The sequence below is a fragment of the Pedobacter sp. genome (assembly GCF_041662865.1).
Classification (GTDB): domain Bacteria; phylum Bacteroidota; class Bacteroidia; order Sphingobacteriales; family Sphingobacteriaceae; genus Pedobacter.
In genome coordinates, this window is record NZ_JBAZRL010000003.1 from 36815 (window position 1) to 52205 (window position 15391).

A 15391-nucleotide genomic window follows, 5' to 3' on the forward strand; every position below is an offset into this window, starting at 1 on the left:
CTAGCAACCAATATAAAAGATTAAAATATTACCTTAGCACAAATCACCCGCTTAACATGATGCAAACGTTTGATATTTACAACTATTTCGACGGAGATACAATAAAGCCTTTAAAAGGATTAGAAATCGCAGATGGAAAAATTAAATCTGTACTAGAATCCGAAATCGTTTCGAAAAGAGAAAATCTTATTATTCCTGGTTTTATTGATCTTCAAATTTATGGCGCTGGAGGTAAGCTGTTTTCTGCAGATCCAACAGTAGAAGCGTTAACAATTATTGAAGAAAATCTTTTAAGAACGGGTACAACTAGTTTCCTGACTTGTATTGCAACAAATACACCAGAAGTTTTTAATGCTTGTATTACAGCTGCAAAAGAGCACCGAAAAGCAGCAAAAAATTGCTTGGGTTTACACTTGGAAGGACCATTCCTAAATCCAAAACGTAGAGGCGCCCATGTAAGTGAATTTATCCGCAAAGCGACACTTGATGAAATTAAAGCATTGCTTGATTTTGGCGATGGTGTAATTAAAATGATAACCATTGCTCCAGAATTACAAGATGAAAAAGTAATTCAATACTTGTTGGATAATCAGGTTGTAGTATCATTAGGGCATAGTGATGCTAGTTTTGAACAAGCAACGAAAGCATATGATTTAGGCATACAAACTACCACACATTTATTTAATGCGATGTCTCCAATTCATCATAGAGAACCAGGTATTCCGACAGCAGTTTTTAATCACAATAAAGCAATGGCAAGTATCATTGCCGATGGCAATCATGTAGATTTTGAAGTGATAAAGTTTAGTCAGAAATTGTTAAAGGAGAGAATGTTTTTAATTACAGATGCTGTAACAGAATGTTCATCAGGTCCTTATCAACACCAGTTAGTTGGAGATAAATTTGTAATGCCAGACGGAACATTATCAGGATCATCTTTAACGATGCTACAAGCCGTTAAAAATTGTGTAAATCAATGTGATATCGATCTAAAGGATGCTTTAAAAATGAGCTCGTTGTATCCAGCAAAATTACTTGGAGAAGATAGCTTAAAGGGAAGAATTCAATCAGGCTACCAAGCAGATTTACTTATTTTAGACAAAGAATTGAACTTAAAAGAAGTACTATTTAAAGGAGAATCGATCCACAACTAAATAATTACATCAATTGTTTAAAAAGCATAGCAGCTAAGTAAAAAATTGTTAATATTTTTGAGGTCATGAGGTATAAACGGATTTTACTAAAATTGAGTGGCGAATCGTTGATGGGTGATTTGCAATACGGTATTGACAATGAACGAGTTAGACAATATGCTGAAGATATTAAAGCAGTTCACGATAAAGGCCTTGAAATAGCTATCGTTATTGGAGGAGGTAATATTTTTAGAGGATTAAGTGCAGAAAAATCTGGAATGGACAGAGCACAAGCTGATTACATGGGCATGTTAGCTACCGTAATTAATAGTATGGCTTTGCAAGATGCACTTGAAAAAGTGGGTATCAAAACCCGTTTGTTATCAGCTATTAAAATGGAACAAATTTGTGAACCATTTGTTAGGAGAAGAGCCGTTCGACATTTAGAAAAAGGCCGTGTAGTTATTTTTGGAGCAGGTACTGGAAATCCATACTTCACAACAGATTCTGCAGCGGCATTAAGAGCAATAGAAATTAATGCAGATGTAGTTTTAAAAGGAACTCGTGTTGATGGAATCTATACTGCAGATCCAGAAAAAGATCCAACTGCAACAAAATATACGGAGATTTCTTTCAAAGAAGTTTACGCTAAAGGATTAAACGTAATGGACATGACAGCTTTCACGCTTTGTGAAGAAAACAAAGTTCCAATTATCGTTTTCGATATGAATAAAAACGGCAACTTTATGAAAATTGCCAATGGAGAAGAAATAGGTACTTTAGTTCAAGGCTAATCTTAACCATTTTTTATATTTTTGTATAAACAGAACACATTATGAACGACCTCATAAAGAAACAATTAGAAGATGCACAAGTAGCAATGGAAAAAGCAATTGCTCATTGCGAATCTGAATTAACTAAAATAAGAGCGGGTAAAGCATCGGCAGGCATGCTTGATGGAATTATGGTAGATTATTATGGAACACCCACTCCATTAGCGCAAGTTGGTGGCATTACTACCCCAGATGCACGTACTTTAATTATTCAACCTTGGGAAAAATCTTTATTAGTGCCAATAGAACGTGCTATTATGGAAGCTAATATTGGTATCAACCCCCAAAATGATGGTGTAATTATCCGTTTAGTTGTACCACCATTAACAGAAGAACGTCGTAAGGACTTAGTGAAAAAAGTAAAAGAAGAAGCGGAAAGAGGACGTATCACTGTTCGCAATATTCGTAAAGATGCTAACAGTAAAATTCAAAGACTAAAAGGCGAAAGCGTTTCTGATGATGAAATAAAAACTGGAGAAGGTGAAGTTCAGAAAATTACCGATGCATATATTGTTAAAGTTGATAAGCATGCAGAAGTTAAAGAAAAAGATATCATGACAATCTAATTTCTATATCGTTAGATTGTAATTTAAAAGGGAATGTAGCATAGCTTCATTCCCTTTGTTTATTTTTGAAACCCAAACATAAAAAAATGAATTTATTACTTCAGTATTTAAAAACACATAAGTGGATTGTGGTTTTGGCGCTTGTATTAGCCGCTTTTAACATAGGTTTCTCTTTAATGGATCCTTACTTTACAGGGAGAATTTTAGATAGATTCATCAACAGACACAACGAATTAAGTAGAAGTGAATATATCTGGGGCGTTTTAGGTCTTGTTGGCTTAGCAGTTGGTGCTGCAATGGTTTCCAGAATTGCGAAGAACTTCCAAGATTATTTTACCAATATTATTGTACAAAAAGTTGGTGCAAAAATGTACGCCGATGGATTAAAGCATTCGCTAGAATTGCCTTATCAAGTATTTGAGGATCAAAGAAGCGGTGAGACGTTAGGTATCTTGCAAAAAGTTAGATTAGATAGCGAAAAGTTCATCACCTCATTCATCAGTATTCTTTTTGTTAGTTTAATTGGGCTAATCTTCGTAATCGTTTACTCACTTTCAGTTAGCTATAAAGTTTCGTTAATTTATGCTGCATCAATTCCGATTATTAGTTTTTTAAGTTGGTTTTTAAGTCGTAAAATTAAAACGATACAACGTTCAATTGTTGCAGAAACGACAGCTTTAGCAGGTTCTACAACAGAATCACTTCGTAATATCGAATTGGTAAAAAGTTTAGGTTTAGCTAGTCAAGAAATAGAGCGATTAAATAAAACTACCTACAAAATATTAGGCTTAGAATTAAGAAAAGTAAAATATGTTCGCAGCATGAGTTTTGTACAAGGAACTACTGTAAACTTGGTTCGTAGTACAATGGTAGTGGTTTTATTAATCTTAATATTTGAGAATACGATTTCTCCAGGACAGTATTTTTCTTTCTTATTTTACTCGTTCTTTTTGTTTGGTCCGCTGCAAGAATTGGGAAATGTGATTTTATCTTGGAGGGAGGCAGAAGTATCGCTAGGTAATTTTAAAAAGATTTTAAATACACCTGTAGATGTAAAACCTGTGAACCCTATTCGCTTAGAAAAAATAGAAACCTTAGCGTTTTCAAATGTAAGTTTCAAACATTTATCAGGAAGAACTAATGCTTTAAATAACATCAGCTTTGCTACCAATAATGGAGAAACTATAGCTTTTGTCGGCCCATCAGGCTCTGGAAAAACAACTTTAGTAAAGCTACTAGTAGGACTTTATCAGCCAATTGAAGGTGAAGTGTTGTACAATAGAACTTCTGGCAAAGAGATAGATTTAGATCAGTTGAGAGAGAAAATAGGGTTTGTAACACAAGATACACAACTGTTTTCTGGAACAATTAGGGAAAACTTACTGTTTGTAAAACCTGGGGCAAGTGATGAAGATTGTATGCGAGTTTTACATCAAGCGGCCTGTCAGAATTTACTGGCCAGAGCAGATAAAGGTTTGGATACTGTAATTGGTGAAGGTGGTGTAAAAGTTTCTGGCGGAGAAAAACAACGTTTATCAATTGCTAGAGCACTATTACGTAATCCAGATATTTTGGTATTTGATGAGGCCACCTCATCCTTAGATTCATTAACTGAAGAAGAAATTACAATGACAATTAGAGATGTGTCGGTTTTAACCAGTCATGTAACCATTTTAATTGCGCACCGTTTATCAACCATCCGTCATGCAGATCGGATTTATGTTTTAGAGAAAGGACATATTATTGAGCAAGGTAAACACGCAGACTTATTGGCTGAAAAAGGCTTGTATTTCGCAATGTGGAGACAACAGGTTGGTGAACGAGTGGACAATGAAGTTTTATCTTAGATTCTAGAGATCTTTTTACCCGATAGGGACATAGAAAACATAGGCAACATAAAACTATATTTTTTATGCCCCTATATATTTTAGTCTAAATCTGATCCTCAATTTTATCCGCAGGCTTGATATCGTTTAGCGTTAACGGCAATAAACTTTTAGTTTTGAAATACGTAATTGCTGCAATGCCCAAAGTCATACTGCCACCAAAAACCACAGCAGGTACGGTTCGCATCAGCTTTGCTGTTAGACCAGATTCGAATGCGCCAATTTCATTAGATGAACCTATAAACATGCTATTTACTGCCGAAACTCTGCCTCTCATTTGATCGGGTGTAAGGAGCTGCATAATGGTAGAACGAATAATTACACTCACGCTATCAAATGCTCCTTCGCAGAATAAAAAGAACAATGTTAAATAGAAACTAGTTGATAAACCGTAGCAGATAATACTGGTCGCAAAGCCTACAACGGCAATTAATAAGTTACGCCAAGGTTTATTCATAGGCGAAAACCTAGTCATTAAGAGCATGGTAATTACAGCTCCGCTGGATGCAGCAGCTCGCATAAAACCTAAACCTTCGGAGCCTACTTTTAAAATATCATTGGCAAATACGGGAAGTAATGCAACGGCGCCACCAAAAAATACAGAGAATAAATCTAAACTCATTGCGCCTAGCATCATTTTGCTTTTAAAAACAAAGTTGATGCCTTCGGTTAGGCTTTTTACAATACTTTCTTTAGGTATAAAGGTGGGTTGATGTTTCTTAAGGAAGAAAATACAGATTAAGGAAATAAATATAAAGATGATAATAACAATATACGTAGGCGTGATGCCATAAAAACCATAAATTAACCCACCGGCCGCTGGGCCTAAGATTGAAGCTAATTGCCAGCTAGAACTGCTCCAGGTACTTGCATTTGGATATAATTCTTTTGGTAAAATTTGCGCCATTAAAGAAAATGTGGCTGGACCGAAAAATCCTCGAGCTAAACCAACTCCAAAAACCATACAATACATAATGGGTATGATATAGCTTGTTGGAATGTAGGTATGCATTTGTTTAGAAGTGGCAACCAACATAATTAATGAACACAAGAATACTCCACTAAATATTTTCAATAATAAACCTCTTTTCTCTGATTTATCAGCAACATAACCTCCATATAAAGCAATGCTGATGGCAGGGATAGCTTCACAAAGCCCTATTAAACCTAATGCTAAAGGATCTTTTGTTAAGTGATAAATATGAAAACCAATAATTACGGCTTGCATTTGATAGGCAAACGTAAAGAAGAAACGCATGCCTAAATAAGAGCGAAATTCTCGGTAACGGAGTGCGGCAAATGGGTCTTTTTTTTCGGTAATGATGGGCTGCTCTTCCAAAGGAATTAATTTGTAGTAAAATTACTATTTCGGGATTTTAAATTAGGGGTTGCGCCGGATTATTTTTGTAATAATCTAGTTTGTATTGAAACATTTCACTCATTTTAGCAGCTCTCCATTTTGCCTCACTTGCTTTTTCACCTGTAAAATGTTCATCAACGGTTTGGTTAAATAAGCTGATCCAGGTATCAAAGTGTTCTTTTGCAATGGGCAGTTTGGCGTGTTTTAAAAATGGACTGCCACTGTAAGTAGGTGTTTCTAATAAAATGGTTTGCCAAAAGGTATACATCTTTTCTAAATGAGCCTGCCAGTTATCTTTAATTACACTGTTAAAAACAGGGGCTAGTAATTGATTGTCTCTCACTTTTCCATAAAAGTCATCTACCAATGTTTTTACGTCATCAAGGTTGAGAATATCTGTGCTTTCGCTTTGCATAGTAGTATTGCTTAATACCATCAAATATAAGCGGTTGTAGCTGAGATGCTTTATTTACAATCATAAAATGACCTCCAGTTGGTATTTCTGCTGGTGATGTTTTGTGATTGTAGTATAAGTAGGAGTGTCCTCGTTCTTGGGAATGGAGGTTTGGGAAGGGTTGTAAAGCGGACGTCTTGCGAGGCAAGAAGCAATCTCCTATTTGTTTTACGCAATGACGAGTGTGTTAAGTAATTGTGGAAATGTATTAAATAACAGCTTTATAAAAACCTGAATAAGCCTCATGCATATCTGTAGCTTGATTAATGGCTGATGAGGCAGCAATACCATAAATGCCTGTTGCTAAAAGTTGCGGTATATCTGTTAAAGTTACTCCACCAACCGCCAAAATTGGTAAGTCTATGTTTGCCCTTTTTAATGCTTCTATTGCATCTTCGTAGCCTCTTACGCCAAGCAAGGGCGCATTATTTGGTTTAGTAGTAGTTACTTTAAAAGGACCAAATCCCGCATAATCTGCGCCTTCGCTGGCTAATCTAATCAGGTTTTCTATAGTGTTTGATGAGCCACCTAAGGTATATTCCTCGCCAAGTTGTTTACGCAGGGCGATAAAATCTGCATCCATATCTTCTATGTGGAAACCCTGTATATCGGCTTTACCTTTTAAATGAATGTGATTGGTAACGATTAGAGTTGCACCCCAATCATCACAAATTTCTGCAATGGTGTTTATATCTGCTAATAGGTCATCATCAGCTTTGCTTAAACACCGATATTGGATCCATTTAGCACCTGCTTCGCAAGCTATTTGTGCCTGCGCTATATGCGAATGTTGTGGAATATCGTGGGTGATGAAGTGGAGTTTTTCTATGTATTTTTTCATTGGTTAGGTCGTCGATTATATAAATGTTATTGAAAAGGAACGAAGTAATTTGTTTAAGGAGATTGCTTCGTTCCTCGCAATGACGGGTTTGTTAAAAGATTAAAACTTTAAATTTAAACTTAGCATTAAATTCGTTCCACTTTGTGGGAAATAAAAATTCTCTGTGGTTTGTGCACCTCCGTAAAAGTAACCGTAAGTGTAGCCATTGCTTTCATATTTATTGTTTAAAATATTGTTAACTAACAAAGCGATGTTGATGTTTTTAAATCCTTTTAGCTGCATATCGTATGCTAAACGTGCATTATTAACCCAGTATGAGTTTAATTTGCGGGTGTCGTTTTGGGTGTTATCTAAGTATTGCTTGCCTACATATTTACTTTGCCAGCCTAAAGCCAATGCTTTTATTGGGCTATACACTAACTCGCTAGAAATTACAGCATTTGGCGAGAATGAAATATTGGTGCTTTTGTAAGTGTTTACGATTTGCCCGCCATTATCATAATCATCTACAAATTCGGTAAAGTTTTTAATTTTATTACGACTTAAAGCTGCGTTTGCTAATACAGAAAACTGCTGATTAATGGTATAAGTAGCATCTAATTCTACACCTGCTCGGTAACTCTTGTCTACATTTTGACGGTAGTATTCGCCTACATCGTTAATTTTTCCAGTTACGACTAATTGATCTTTATACCACATGCCATACACATTTACACCTGCAGATAGATAAGCGTTTTTGAAACGATAACCCGCTTCTAAATTGTTTAATCGCTCAGATTTTGGTAGCGTTCCAGCTTCTACATTTACATAGTCATCGCGGCCAGGTTCTTTATTGGCTACACTAAACGATGCGTAAATATTTGCATTAGGGTCAACAAAATAACTTGCGCCAACTTTAGGATTAAAGAAATCAAGTTTGTCTTTAATATCTAACTGATTTAGACTTTTCTCAGTTCCTAAAACAGTGTAATAAATATGTCGGTATTGTAAGTCTGCAAAAACTGTCAGCTTTTCTATTGGGTTAAAATTGGCTTTTAAATAAGAGTTGAAGTCGGTTTTAAAACCATCATTATCGTAATAATGCCTGTCGTTGTTGCCATTACTTCCGTACTGTGCGTAAATAATCTGTCCAAAGTGAGCGCCTTTATATTCGTTATATCCGCCACCCAAAGTTAATTGTAATTTTGCAGCAGGCTTATAATTGAAGGCATAAGTAAAACCATAAAAGTCGTTGTCTAACCATCTTCTACGTACTAAATCTGTTTTGGTGATGGTTGTAGCGCCCACAACTACTGGCTGTAAACCATAGTCTGCTAGTTTCTGCCCTTCTTTAAATTCTTCGTAATATCCTCGCCCTGCAGTATAATGTAAAGCACCATTAAAAGAGAATTGATCACTAAATTGCTTAGCGTACAGGAGTTGATAATGATCTTGCCAATAGTTGTCAGTTTGATCTTTATACGTAAAACTGTTGTAGGTTCTACTACCAGAGTTTAACAAGTTGGCGGCATCTGCCGGATTTAATTCATTACGAGAAATGTAGTCGTTCATGCCTGCAACATCTCCATTTAAACGCGATTCTGGTATGCCATTCCATGCCTGATATGTTTTTTCGCTACCTGAAAACACATTAATGCGCAGTAAATCCGTTTTTCCGTGGTAAGCTCCTGATAGGAAATAAGATTTAAGATTAGAAGCAGCACGATCAATAAAACCATCAGATTTGATGCGAGATAATCGGCCATCAAAACTCCAATGATCGTTAATTAAACCCGTACCAACTTTTACCGTATTTTTCCATGTATTGAAAGATCCGTAAGTATTATTTAACTCTGCATAAGCTTCGGTTTCACCTGCTGTAGTTTGAATATTTAAACTTCCTCCGAAAGCGCCTGCACCATTAGTAGAAGTCCCAACTCCACGCTGAATTTGAATATTATCTACCGATGAAGCGAAATCTGGCATATTTACCCAAAATGTTCCTTGACTTTCACTATCGTTGTACGGAATACCGTTTAACGTTACATTTACTCGAGTTGCATCACTCCCGCGGATGCGAATACCTGTATAACCTACACCCGCACCAGCATCTGAAGTAATGACAACGCCTGGTGTGTTATCTAACAAGAAAGGTAAATCTTGCCCGAAATTGTTTTTAGCGATGGCTTCCTTATCGATGTTTTTGTATGTACTCGCCGAGTTTACAGCTGCTCGAGTTGCGCTTACTACAATTTCATTAGCTAAAAAAGTAAGTTGGTTTAATTTAAAATCTAATACAACATTTGCTTTTAGATTTATAGTTTGCTCTTGGCTTTGATAGCCTAAAAAACTCACAGCTATAGTGTAATTACCTGCCGGAAGATTTTTAAACTCGTAATGTCCAGCTTCATTACTAGAAAGAACCGATGATTTACCTTTTAATCGGATTGTTGCGCCTGATAAAATGGCGTTGTTTTTTTCAGATACCGTACCCGAAATGTTGAATTGTGCCATCGAAATGATTGGGCACAATAGCGCAGCGATTACTGCTAACTTAAATTTTTTCAATTTGTATTTTTTGTTTTAGTTAAACCTGCCGACGTAGGGGCACTCCCGACTTTAGTTAAACTCCATAAACCATCCCTACGCCAGCATTATCTGGATCAGGTGCATTTAAAGCTTTACGCTTTAAAATGGGTATGTTCTCAGCCTGTATTTGCGTTTTTTACAAAACAAGGCACCCCTTATTGATGGTGCAAATGTAAGGCAAAAGGATTGATATTAAGAAATAGTTTTAGAAAATATACGATTGAGACCTATTGCTTTAGAAAATTATTTATGGCGTTTATAGCGTTTTGCAGACGATTTTCTATGCCTCCAATTACTTTATACGGCGCATGGAGTGCTTTTAGTTCTTTATGCCAAATTTCCATAAAATGTTCTCGCATGTGCGGAAAGTCTCTTAAAGGATCTTCTTGCCAAGGTAAATCGATATCAAGCAAGAGATAGAAATCGTATGGACGGGTTTTTAAGGCATCGAGCACTATTTGAGGTGTTTCGCCTAACATTTCATCGCTCCAAATTTTTACTGTTACAAAAGTTGTATCGCATATAATAAAATCAGTACCAGCCATTGCCAAAACAGATTCCTCTAAAGCAACTTGACCATGAAACATATTAATTTCATCCTGTAAAGTACAATCGGCGGTTAAAGCTGCGCAATAATAACGAGCATATTCTGGCACCCAAGGCACATTATAATGTTTAGCCAATTGTTGAGATATGGTCGATTTCCCTGTACTTTCCGGGCCAACAATTGCTATTTTTTTAATTTGTTTGTTCACGGTAGATTTTTCTCCAATCTATATAACCCATAGTAGCTATAACAACGTATAAAGCGTACATTAACCCTGTTGCATATAATTCTTTAGAGAAATACACACTTACATAAATGATGTCTACGAATATCCAAATTAACCAATTATGTAATACTTTTCTTGCTAAAAATACCTGTGCAATTAAGCTACAAGCAGTACAAAAACTATCTATAAAAGGGAAGGAAGCATCCGTGTTTTTGTGTAGTATAAAACCTAAGGCGAGTGTAAAAACAATTATTCCAATACTAGATAATACAATTTCTTTTGAAGTAATTAGGCTAATTGGTCGTTCTTTTTCTGGATTATCTCTCTGTTTACTCCAATAGTACCAACCATAAATATTCATAGCGAAGAAGTAAAATTGCAAACCCATATCTGCATATAACTTACTTTCGAAAAAGATAACAATGTAAATCAGTACGCTAATTATTGCAATTGGCCAATTCCAGATGTTGTTTTTTGCAGCTAGCCATACACAGAGAATTCCTGTAAAAACTCCACACCATTCTAATACCCCAGTCCCAAAAATGAATTGAGATATACTTTCTTTAAAACCGCCAATCAATAGTAACATGTTTCAAAAGTATAAAATAGTACCATTAAAATGTATGTGGTATAAAACAAAAAAGTCCGATAGGGAACAACCCCTACCGGACAATAAACCAAACAAACTATTTATGAAGAATCCTCAAACTTGTTGAGGAAATTTTAGTTCTATTTTGTATTTGGCGATGAGCTAAAATTTATCGCCGCTCTTACACTCACATCACTCGTTAAACTATTCCTTAACGTGTATTCCATCCTCATTCTCAAATTACTTCCTTTGATATATTCATCTACAAAACGTGAATTGTCTATATCTAGTACAAGATTGTTGCCAATATTTTCTGATACATCATTTCTTGACGCAACCATGACTTCTGAACTGCCATTCCCTAAAAATAGCTTTACGCTTTTAAATATCCCTAAGTTTTGGCTACTTGGATTGCTAGCATCTAATCTTACAGAAGTAACTCGCACATCTCTAATGTAATCTGTACCACTTTGGTTTCCGAATATTTGATCAAAACTGCTAGCCGTACTAGTTGTTACCTGCACAACATTGTTCTTAGTACCTGCTGGGATGACTAATGTCGCTGTATAAGGAAATGTTGATTTTATGATAGATTGTACTGTAGCGCAACTGCTAATGAGAACAACTAAAGCAATAAGTGGTAAGATTATCTTTTTCATCTGTATGTGATTTGTTAATTATAGTATACTAAACAAATGCTATTCCAAATAGTTTTAATAGTTTAAGGACATGATTCCTGTCTATAATTTAAGACGCTTTAACGGCATTTCTTAAGCAGTTTTCAATTTAGTTTGAGTTAAGCAGGCAATATCTTTTAAAACAAGTTCGTTATAAAAGTGTTTATTTAAACGCACCTATAAAAAACTAAACATTAATTTAAACTCGTTAGATGGAAAAAACTTACGCTTAATTAATAGAAGTTTAACTAAAATTAAAAGTATGAAAAGAGCGAGTTTAAATTTTTTAGCTGTTGCAGGTTTATCATTAGGATTGTTTGCATTCGGCTCAATTAAAGAAGGTGGAATACAAGGTAAAGTAACACCTGCCGAGGGTGCAAAAGAAGTTGTTGCAGTTGCTGGAACGGACACTTTAAAAAGTCAGATTAGTAATGGCGCTTTTGTATTTAGTAATGTTAAGAAAGGCACTTATACCATTTGGGTAAAAGCAAATGCCCCATATAAAGATGCTTCTATAGAAAATGTTGCAGTTACAGATAGCGCAACAACAGATTTAGGAGAAATAAAATTGCAACAATAAATATAAATTGTGTGTTAAAAACAAAAAGAGGGCTTGATGCCCTCTTTTTTTATTACAATAAATTTCAAAAAACAGCATCTTTTTTCTTTCAAAAAACCTATCTTTGCATCCCGACAGAGCAGTTGGGATTTTCATTTTATAGCATAGGAATTCTCCCAGCTAGCAGTCAAATTGACTATTACTTTAGACTTTTTTAAACCCCCACAATGCCTAAAGATACCTCCATACGCTCAGTACTTATTATCGGATCGGGACCTATTATTATTGGTCAAGCTTGCGAATTTGATTATGCTGGTTCACAAGCCGCACTTTCACTTAAAGACGAAGGAATTACAGTTTCCATTATCAATTCTAATCCGGCAACCATTATGACCGATAAAGTTATTGGTGATCATGTTTATTTGTTGCCTTTAACTTTAGAATCGATTGAACAGATTTTAACGGATCATGCAAATAACCCAAACCTTCCTAAAATTGATGCAGTACTGCCAACAATGGGAGGTCAAACAGCTTTAAATCTTTGTGTTGATGCAGAAGAACGTGGTATTTGGAAAGCACACGGTGTAAGAATTATTGGTGTAGATGTAGCTGCAATTGAGAAAACTGAGAATAGAGAATCATTCCGCCAGTTAATGGTTGATATCGGTGTAGGTGTTGCTCCATCTAAAATTGCAAACTCTTATTTAGAAGGAAAAGAAGCAGCACAAGATATTGGTTTTCCATTAGTAATTCGTCCATCATATACCCTTGGTGGTTCTGGCGGTGGCTTTGTACACAAAAAAGAAGATTTTGATGCTGCCTTAAAACGCGGTTTAGAAGCGTCTCCAACTCACGAAGTTTTAGTAGAAAAAGCAGTTTTAGGTTGGAAAGAATACGAATTGGAATTGTTGAGAGATAATAACGATAATGTAATCATCATTTGTTCTATCGAGAATTTCGATCCAATGGGAATTCACACGGGAGATTCAATTACCGTAGCTCCTGCTATGACGTTATCAGATCGTTGCTACCAAGAAATGCGTAATCAAGCTATAAAAATGATGCGTGCCATTGGTAATTTTGCTGGCGGATGTAATGTTCAGTTCTCTGTAAATCCAGATAACGATGATATTATTGCGATTGAAATTAACCCTCGTGTTTCACGTTCATCAGCCTTAGCAAGTAAAGCGACAGGTTATCCAATTGCAAAAATTGCAGCTAAACTAGCCATCGGTTACAACTTAGATGAGATTGAAAATCAAATTACTAAAACTACCTCTGCGTATTTTGAGCCTACTTTGGATTACGTTATCGTAAAAATCCCACGTTGGAATTTCGATAAATTTAAAGGAGCAAACATGGAGTTAGGCTTACAAATGAAATCTGTAGGCGAGGTAATGGCAATTGGTCGTAGTTTTATTGAGGCTTTGCAAAAAGCTACCCAAAGTTTAGAGATTGGTAGAGCAGGTTTAGGTGCAGATGGTAGGCATAACAGAAGTATTGACGAAATAATGTACGGCTTAGAGCACCCTAGTTGGAACAGATTGTTCTTAATTAAAGATGCAATGAGCATGGGCGTTCCTTTAGAATCTATTCGTAAAGTAACTAAAATAGATAAATGGTTCTTGTCTCAAATTCAAGAATTAGTAAACTTAGAAGTAGAACTTAAACGTTATTCATTAACTAATATTCCAAAAGATTTCTTCTTCAACCTAAAACAAAGAGGCTTTTCTGATATACAAATTGCCTATGTTTTAGGCAACGTAACCGAAGATGAGGTTTACAATCGCCGTAAAGAATTAGGTATTAAACGTGTGTATAAAATGGTTGATACCTGTGCAGCAGAGTTTGCAGCACAAACGCCATATTTCTATTCAACTTTTGAAGAGGCACCTATTCAGATCTCTTTAGTTGGTAACGAAATACTTTCAAATGGAGATGAATTAGGGACAAACGAATCAATAGTTTCCGATAAGAAAAAAGTAATTGTTTTAGGTTCTGGACCAAATAGAATTGGTCAAGGTATAGAATTTGATTACTCTTGTGTACATGGATTATTAGCAGCTAAAGAAAGCGGTTTTGAAGCCATCATGATTAACTGTAATCCTGAGACGGTATCTACAGACTTTAACATGGCCGATAAATTATACTTCGAGCCAGTTTTCTGGGAACATGTTCGTGAGATTATAGAGCTAGAAAATCCGGTAGGTGTTATTGTTCAACTTGGTGGACAAACAGCCCTTAAAATGGCTGAAAAACTTCATGAAAACAATATAAAAATTATAGGCACTTCCTATAACGATATGGATGTTGCCGAAGATCGTGGCCGTTTCTCAGACTTATTAAAAGAATTAGATATTCCTTATCCAAAATATGGTGTAGCCGAGAATGCTGAAGAAGCAATTGTAGTTGCAAATGAAGTTGGTTACCCAGTTTTAGTTCGCCCAAGTTATGTTTTAGGTGGACAAGGAATGAGTATTGTAATTAACGATGAGGATTTAGAAAAAGCGGTTGTTAAGTTATTGGGGGATTTACCTGGAAACAGAGTGTTGATCGATCATTTCTTAGATAGAGCAGAAGAAACCGAATCAGATTCTATTAGCGATGGAACAGATGTGCATATTGTTGGTTTAATGGAACACATTGAGCCTGCAGGTATTCACTCTGGAGATTCAAGTGCAGTTTTACCTCCATTCAGCTTATCAGAACAGGTAATTTCCGATATGGAAACCTACTCTAAGAAAATTGCAAGAGCTTTAAATGTAATCGGATTATTGAACATTCAGTTTGCGGTTAAAGATGATAAGGTGTATGTAATTGAGGCAAATCCAAGAGCTTCTCGTACAGTTCCATTCATCGCAAAAGCCTATGATGTGCCTTACATTAATATCGCAGCCAGAATTATGCTAGGTGTAAACAAGTTAAAAGACTTTAACATTGTTCGTAAACTAAAAGGATATGCAATTAAAGAACCTGTATTTTCTTTTGATAAATTCCCTGAAGTAACGAAAGAATTGGGTCCAGAAATGAAATCAACTGGCGAAGCCATTCGTTTCATTAAAGACTTAGAAGATCCTTATTCCGTAAATTATATAAAGATAAATCGATGTATTTATCAAAATAGAATAAATGATACTGTGAGTCTAAGCTTG

General features: G+C 35.7%; 12 protein-coding genes, 1 pseudogene and 1 riboswitch. Of the genes and pseudogenes, 6 read left to right on the forward strand and 7 right to left on the reverse strand.

The genetic code is table 11. The annotated features are described in order from the left end of the window. Positions 1 to 56 precede the first annotated feature (56 nt). From nagA to WC622_RS01765, 4 genes are all read left to right on the forward strand, one after another. Positions 57 to 1154: an N-acetylglucosamine-6-phosphate deacetylase gene (gene nagA, locus WC622_RS01750; RefSeq protein WP_372816683.1), complete on the forward strand. Its 1098-nt coding sequence runs from the start codon at positions 57 to 59 to the stop codon at positions 1152 to 1154. Positions 1155 to 1219: 65 nt separating this feature from the next. After that, complete coding sequence (gene pyrH / locus WC622_RS01755) at positions 1220 to 1927, forward strand: UMP kinase (RefSeq protein WP_372816685.1); 708 nt, start codon at positions 1220 to 1222, stop codon at positions 1925 to 1927. Positions 1928 to 1968: 41 nt separating this feature from the next. After that, positions 1969 to 2532, forward strand: a complete 564-nt coding sequence (gene frr, locus WC622_RS01760) for a ribosome recycling factor (RefSeq protein WP_372816687.1) — start codon at positions 1969 to 1971, stop codon at positions 2530 to 2532. 86 nt (positions 2533 to 2618) lie between these two features. Next, positions 2619 to 4379 carry an ABC transporter ATP-binding protein gene (locus WC622_RS01765; RefSeq protein ID WP_372816688.1) on the forward strand — a complete coding sequence of 587 codons (1761 nt, stop codon included), beginning with the start codon at positions 2619 to 2621 and terminating at the stop codon, positions 4377 to 4379. An 85-nt stretch (positions 4380 to 4464) separates the two neighbouring features. On the opposite strand, the gene WC622_RS01770 is transcribed toward WC622_RS01765, so the two are convergent. The 7 genes from WC622_RS01770 to WC622_RS01800 form a co-directional block, all read right to left on the reverse strand. Next, entirely contained in the window at positions 4465 to 5757 is a 1293-nt protein-coding gene (locus WC622_RS01770; protein ID WP_372816690.1) for an MFS transporter, read from the reverse strand. A gap of 37 nt (positions 5758 to 5794) precedes the next feature. After that, positions 5795 to 6193 carry a group III truncated hemoglobin gene (locus WC622_RS01775; protein ID WP_372816692.1) on the reverse strand — a complete coding sequence of 133 codons (399 nt, stop codon included), beginning with the start codon at positions 6191 to 6193 and terminating at the stop codon, positions 5795 to 5797. Positions 6194 to 6440: 247 nt separating this feature from the next. Next, entirely contained in the window at positions 6441 to 7073 is a 633-nt protein-coding gene (locus WC622_RS01780) for a thiamine phosphate synthase (RefSeq protein WP_372816694.1), read from the reverse strand. A 99-nt stretch (positions 7074 to 7172) separates the two neighbouring features. Further along, entirely contained in the window at positions 7173 to 9620 is a 2448-nt protein-coding gene (locus tag WC622_RS01785; RefSeq protein ID WP_372816695.1) for a TonB-dependent receptor, read from the reverse strand. A gap of 55 nt (positions 9621 to 9675) precedes the next feature. After that, positions 9676 to 9807, reverse strand: a riboswitch (TPP riboswitch). Positions 9808 to 9868: 61 nt separating this feature from the next. Continuing rightward, entirely contained in the window at positions 9869 to 10396 is a 528-nt protein-coding gene (locus WC622_RS01790; protein ID WP_372816697.1) for an AAA family ATPase, read from the reverse strand. Continuing rightward, positions 10380 to 11003 carry a nicotinamide riboside transporter PnuC gene (pnuC, locus tag WC622_RS01795; protein WP_372816699.1) on the reverse strand — a complete coding sequence of 208 codons (624 nt, stop codon included), beginning with the start codon at positions 11001 to 11003 and terminating at the stop codon, positions 10380 to 10382. The genes WC622_RS01790 and pnuC overlap by 17 nt, the downstream gene beginning before the upstream one ends. Before the next feature lie 140 nt (positions 11004 to 11143). Beyond that, complete coding sequence (locus tag WC622_RS01800; RefSeq protein ID WP_372816701.1) at positions 11144 to 11662, reverse strand: hypothetical protein; 519 nt, start codon at positions 11660 to 11662, stop codon at positions 11144 to 11146. A gap of 280 nt (positions 11663 to 11942) precedes the next feature. On the opposite strand from WC622_RS01800, the gene WC622_RS01805 reads away from it, so the two are divergent. Beyond that, on the forward strand, positions 11943 to 12260 hold the full coding sequence (locus WC622_RS01805) for a carboxypeptidase-like regulatory domain-containing protein (RefSeq protein ID WP_372816703.1): 318 nt from the start codon (positions 11943 to 11945) through the stop codon (positions 12258 to 12260). A gap of 206 nt (positions 12261 to 12466) precedes the next feature. Next, a pseudogene (gene carB, locus WC622_RS01810) lies at positions 12467 to 15363 on the forward strand (carbamoyl-phosphate synthase large subunit). Positions 15364 to 15391 lie beyond the last annotated feature (28 nt).

What these genes read in the sequence shown, in the direction of transcription:
- nagA (WP_372816683.1), top strand. Translation starts at nt 57, where the DNA reads ATGATGCAAACGTTTGATATTTACAACTATTTCGACGGAGATACAATA.
- pyrH (WP_372816685.1), top strand. Translation starts at nt 1,220, where the DNA reads ATGAGGTATAAACGGATTTTACTAAAATTGAGTGGCGAATCGTTGATG.
- frr (WP_372816687.1), top strand. Translation starts at nt 1,969, where the DNA reads ATGAACGACCTCATAAAGAAACAATTAGAAGATGCACAAGTAGCAATG.
- WC622_RS01765 (WP_372816688.1), top strand. Translation starts at nt 2,619, where the DNA reads ATGAATTTATTACTTCAGTATTTAAAAACACATAAGTGGATTGTGGTT.
- WC622_RS01775 (WP_372816692.1), bottom strand. Translation starts at nt 6,193, where the DNA reads ATGCAAAGCGAAAGCACAGATATTCTCAACCTTGATGACGTAAAAACA.
- WC622_RS01780 (WP_372816694.1), bottom strand. Translation starts at nt 7,073, where the DNA reads ATGAAAAAATACATAGAAAAACTCCACTTCATCACCCACGATATTCCA.
- pnuC (WP_372816699.1), bottom strand. Translation starts at nt 11,003, where the DNA reads ATGTTACTATTGATTGGCGGTTTTAAAGAAAGTATATCTCAATTCATT.
- WC622_RS01800 (WP_372816701.1), bottom strand. Translation starts at nt 11,662, where the DNA reads ATGAAAAAGATAATCTTACCACTTATTGCTTTAGTTGTTCTCATTAGC.
- WC622_RS01805 (WP_372816703.1), top strand. Translation starts at nt 11,943, where the DNA reads ATGAAAAGAGCGAGTTTAAATTTTTTAGCTGTTGCAGGTTTATCATTA.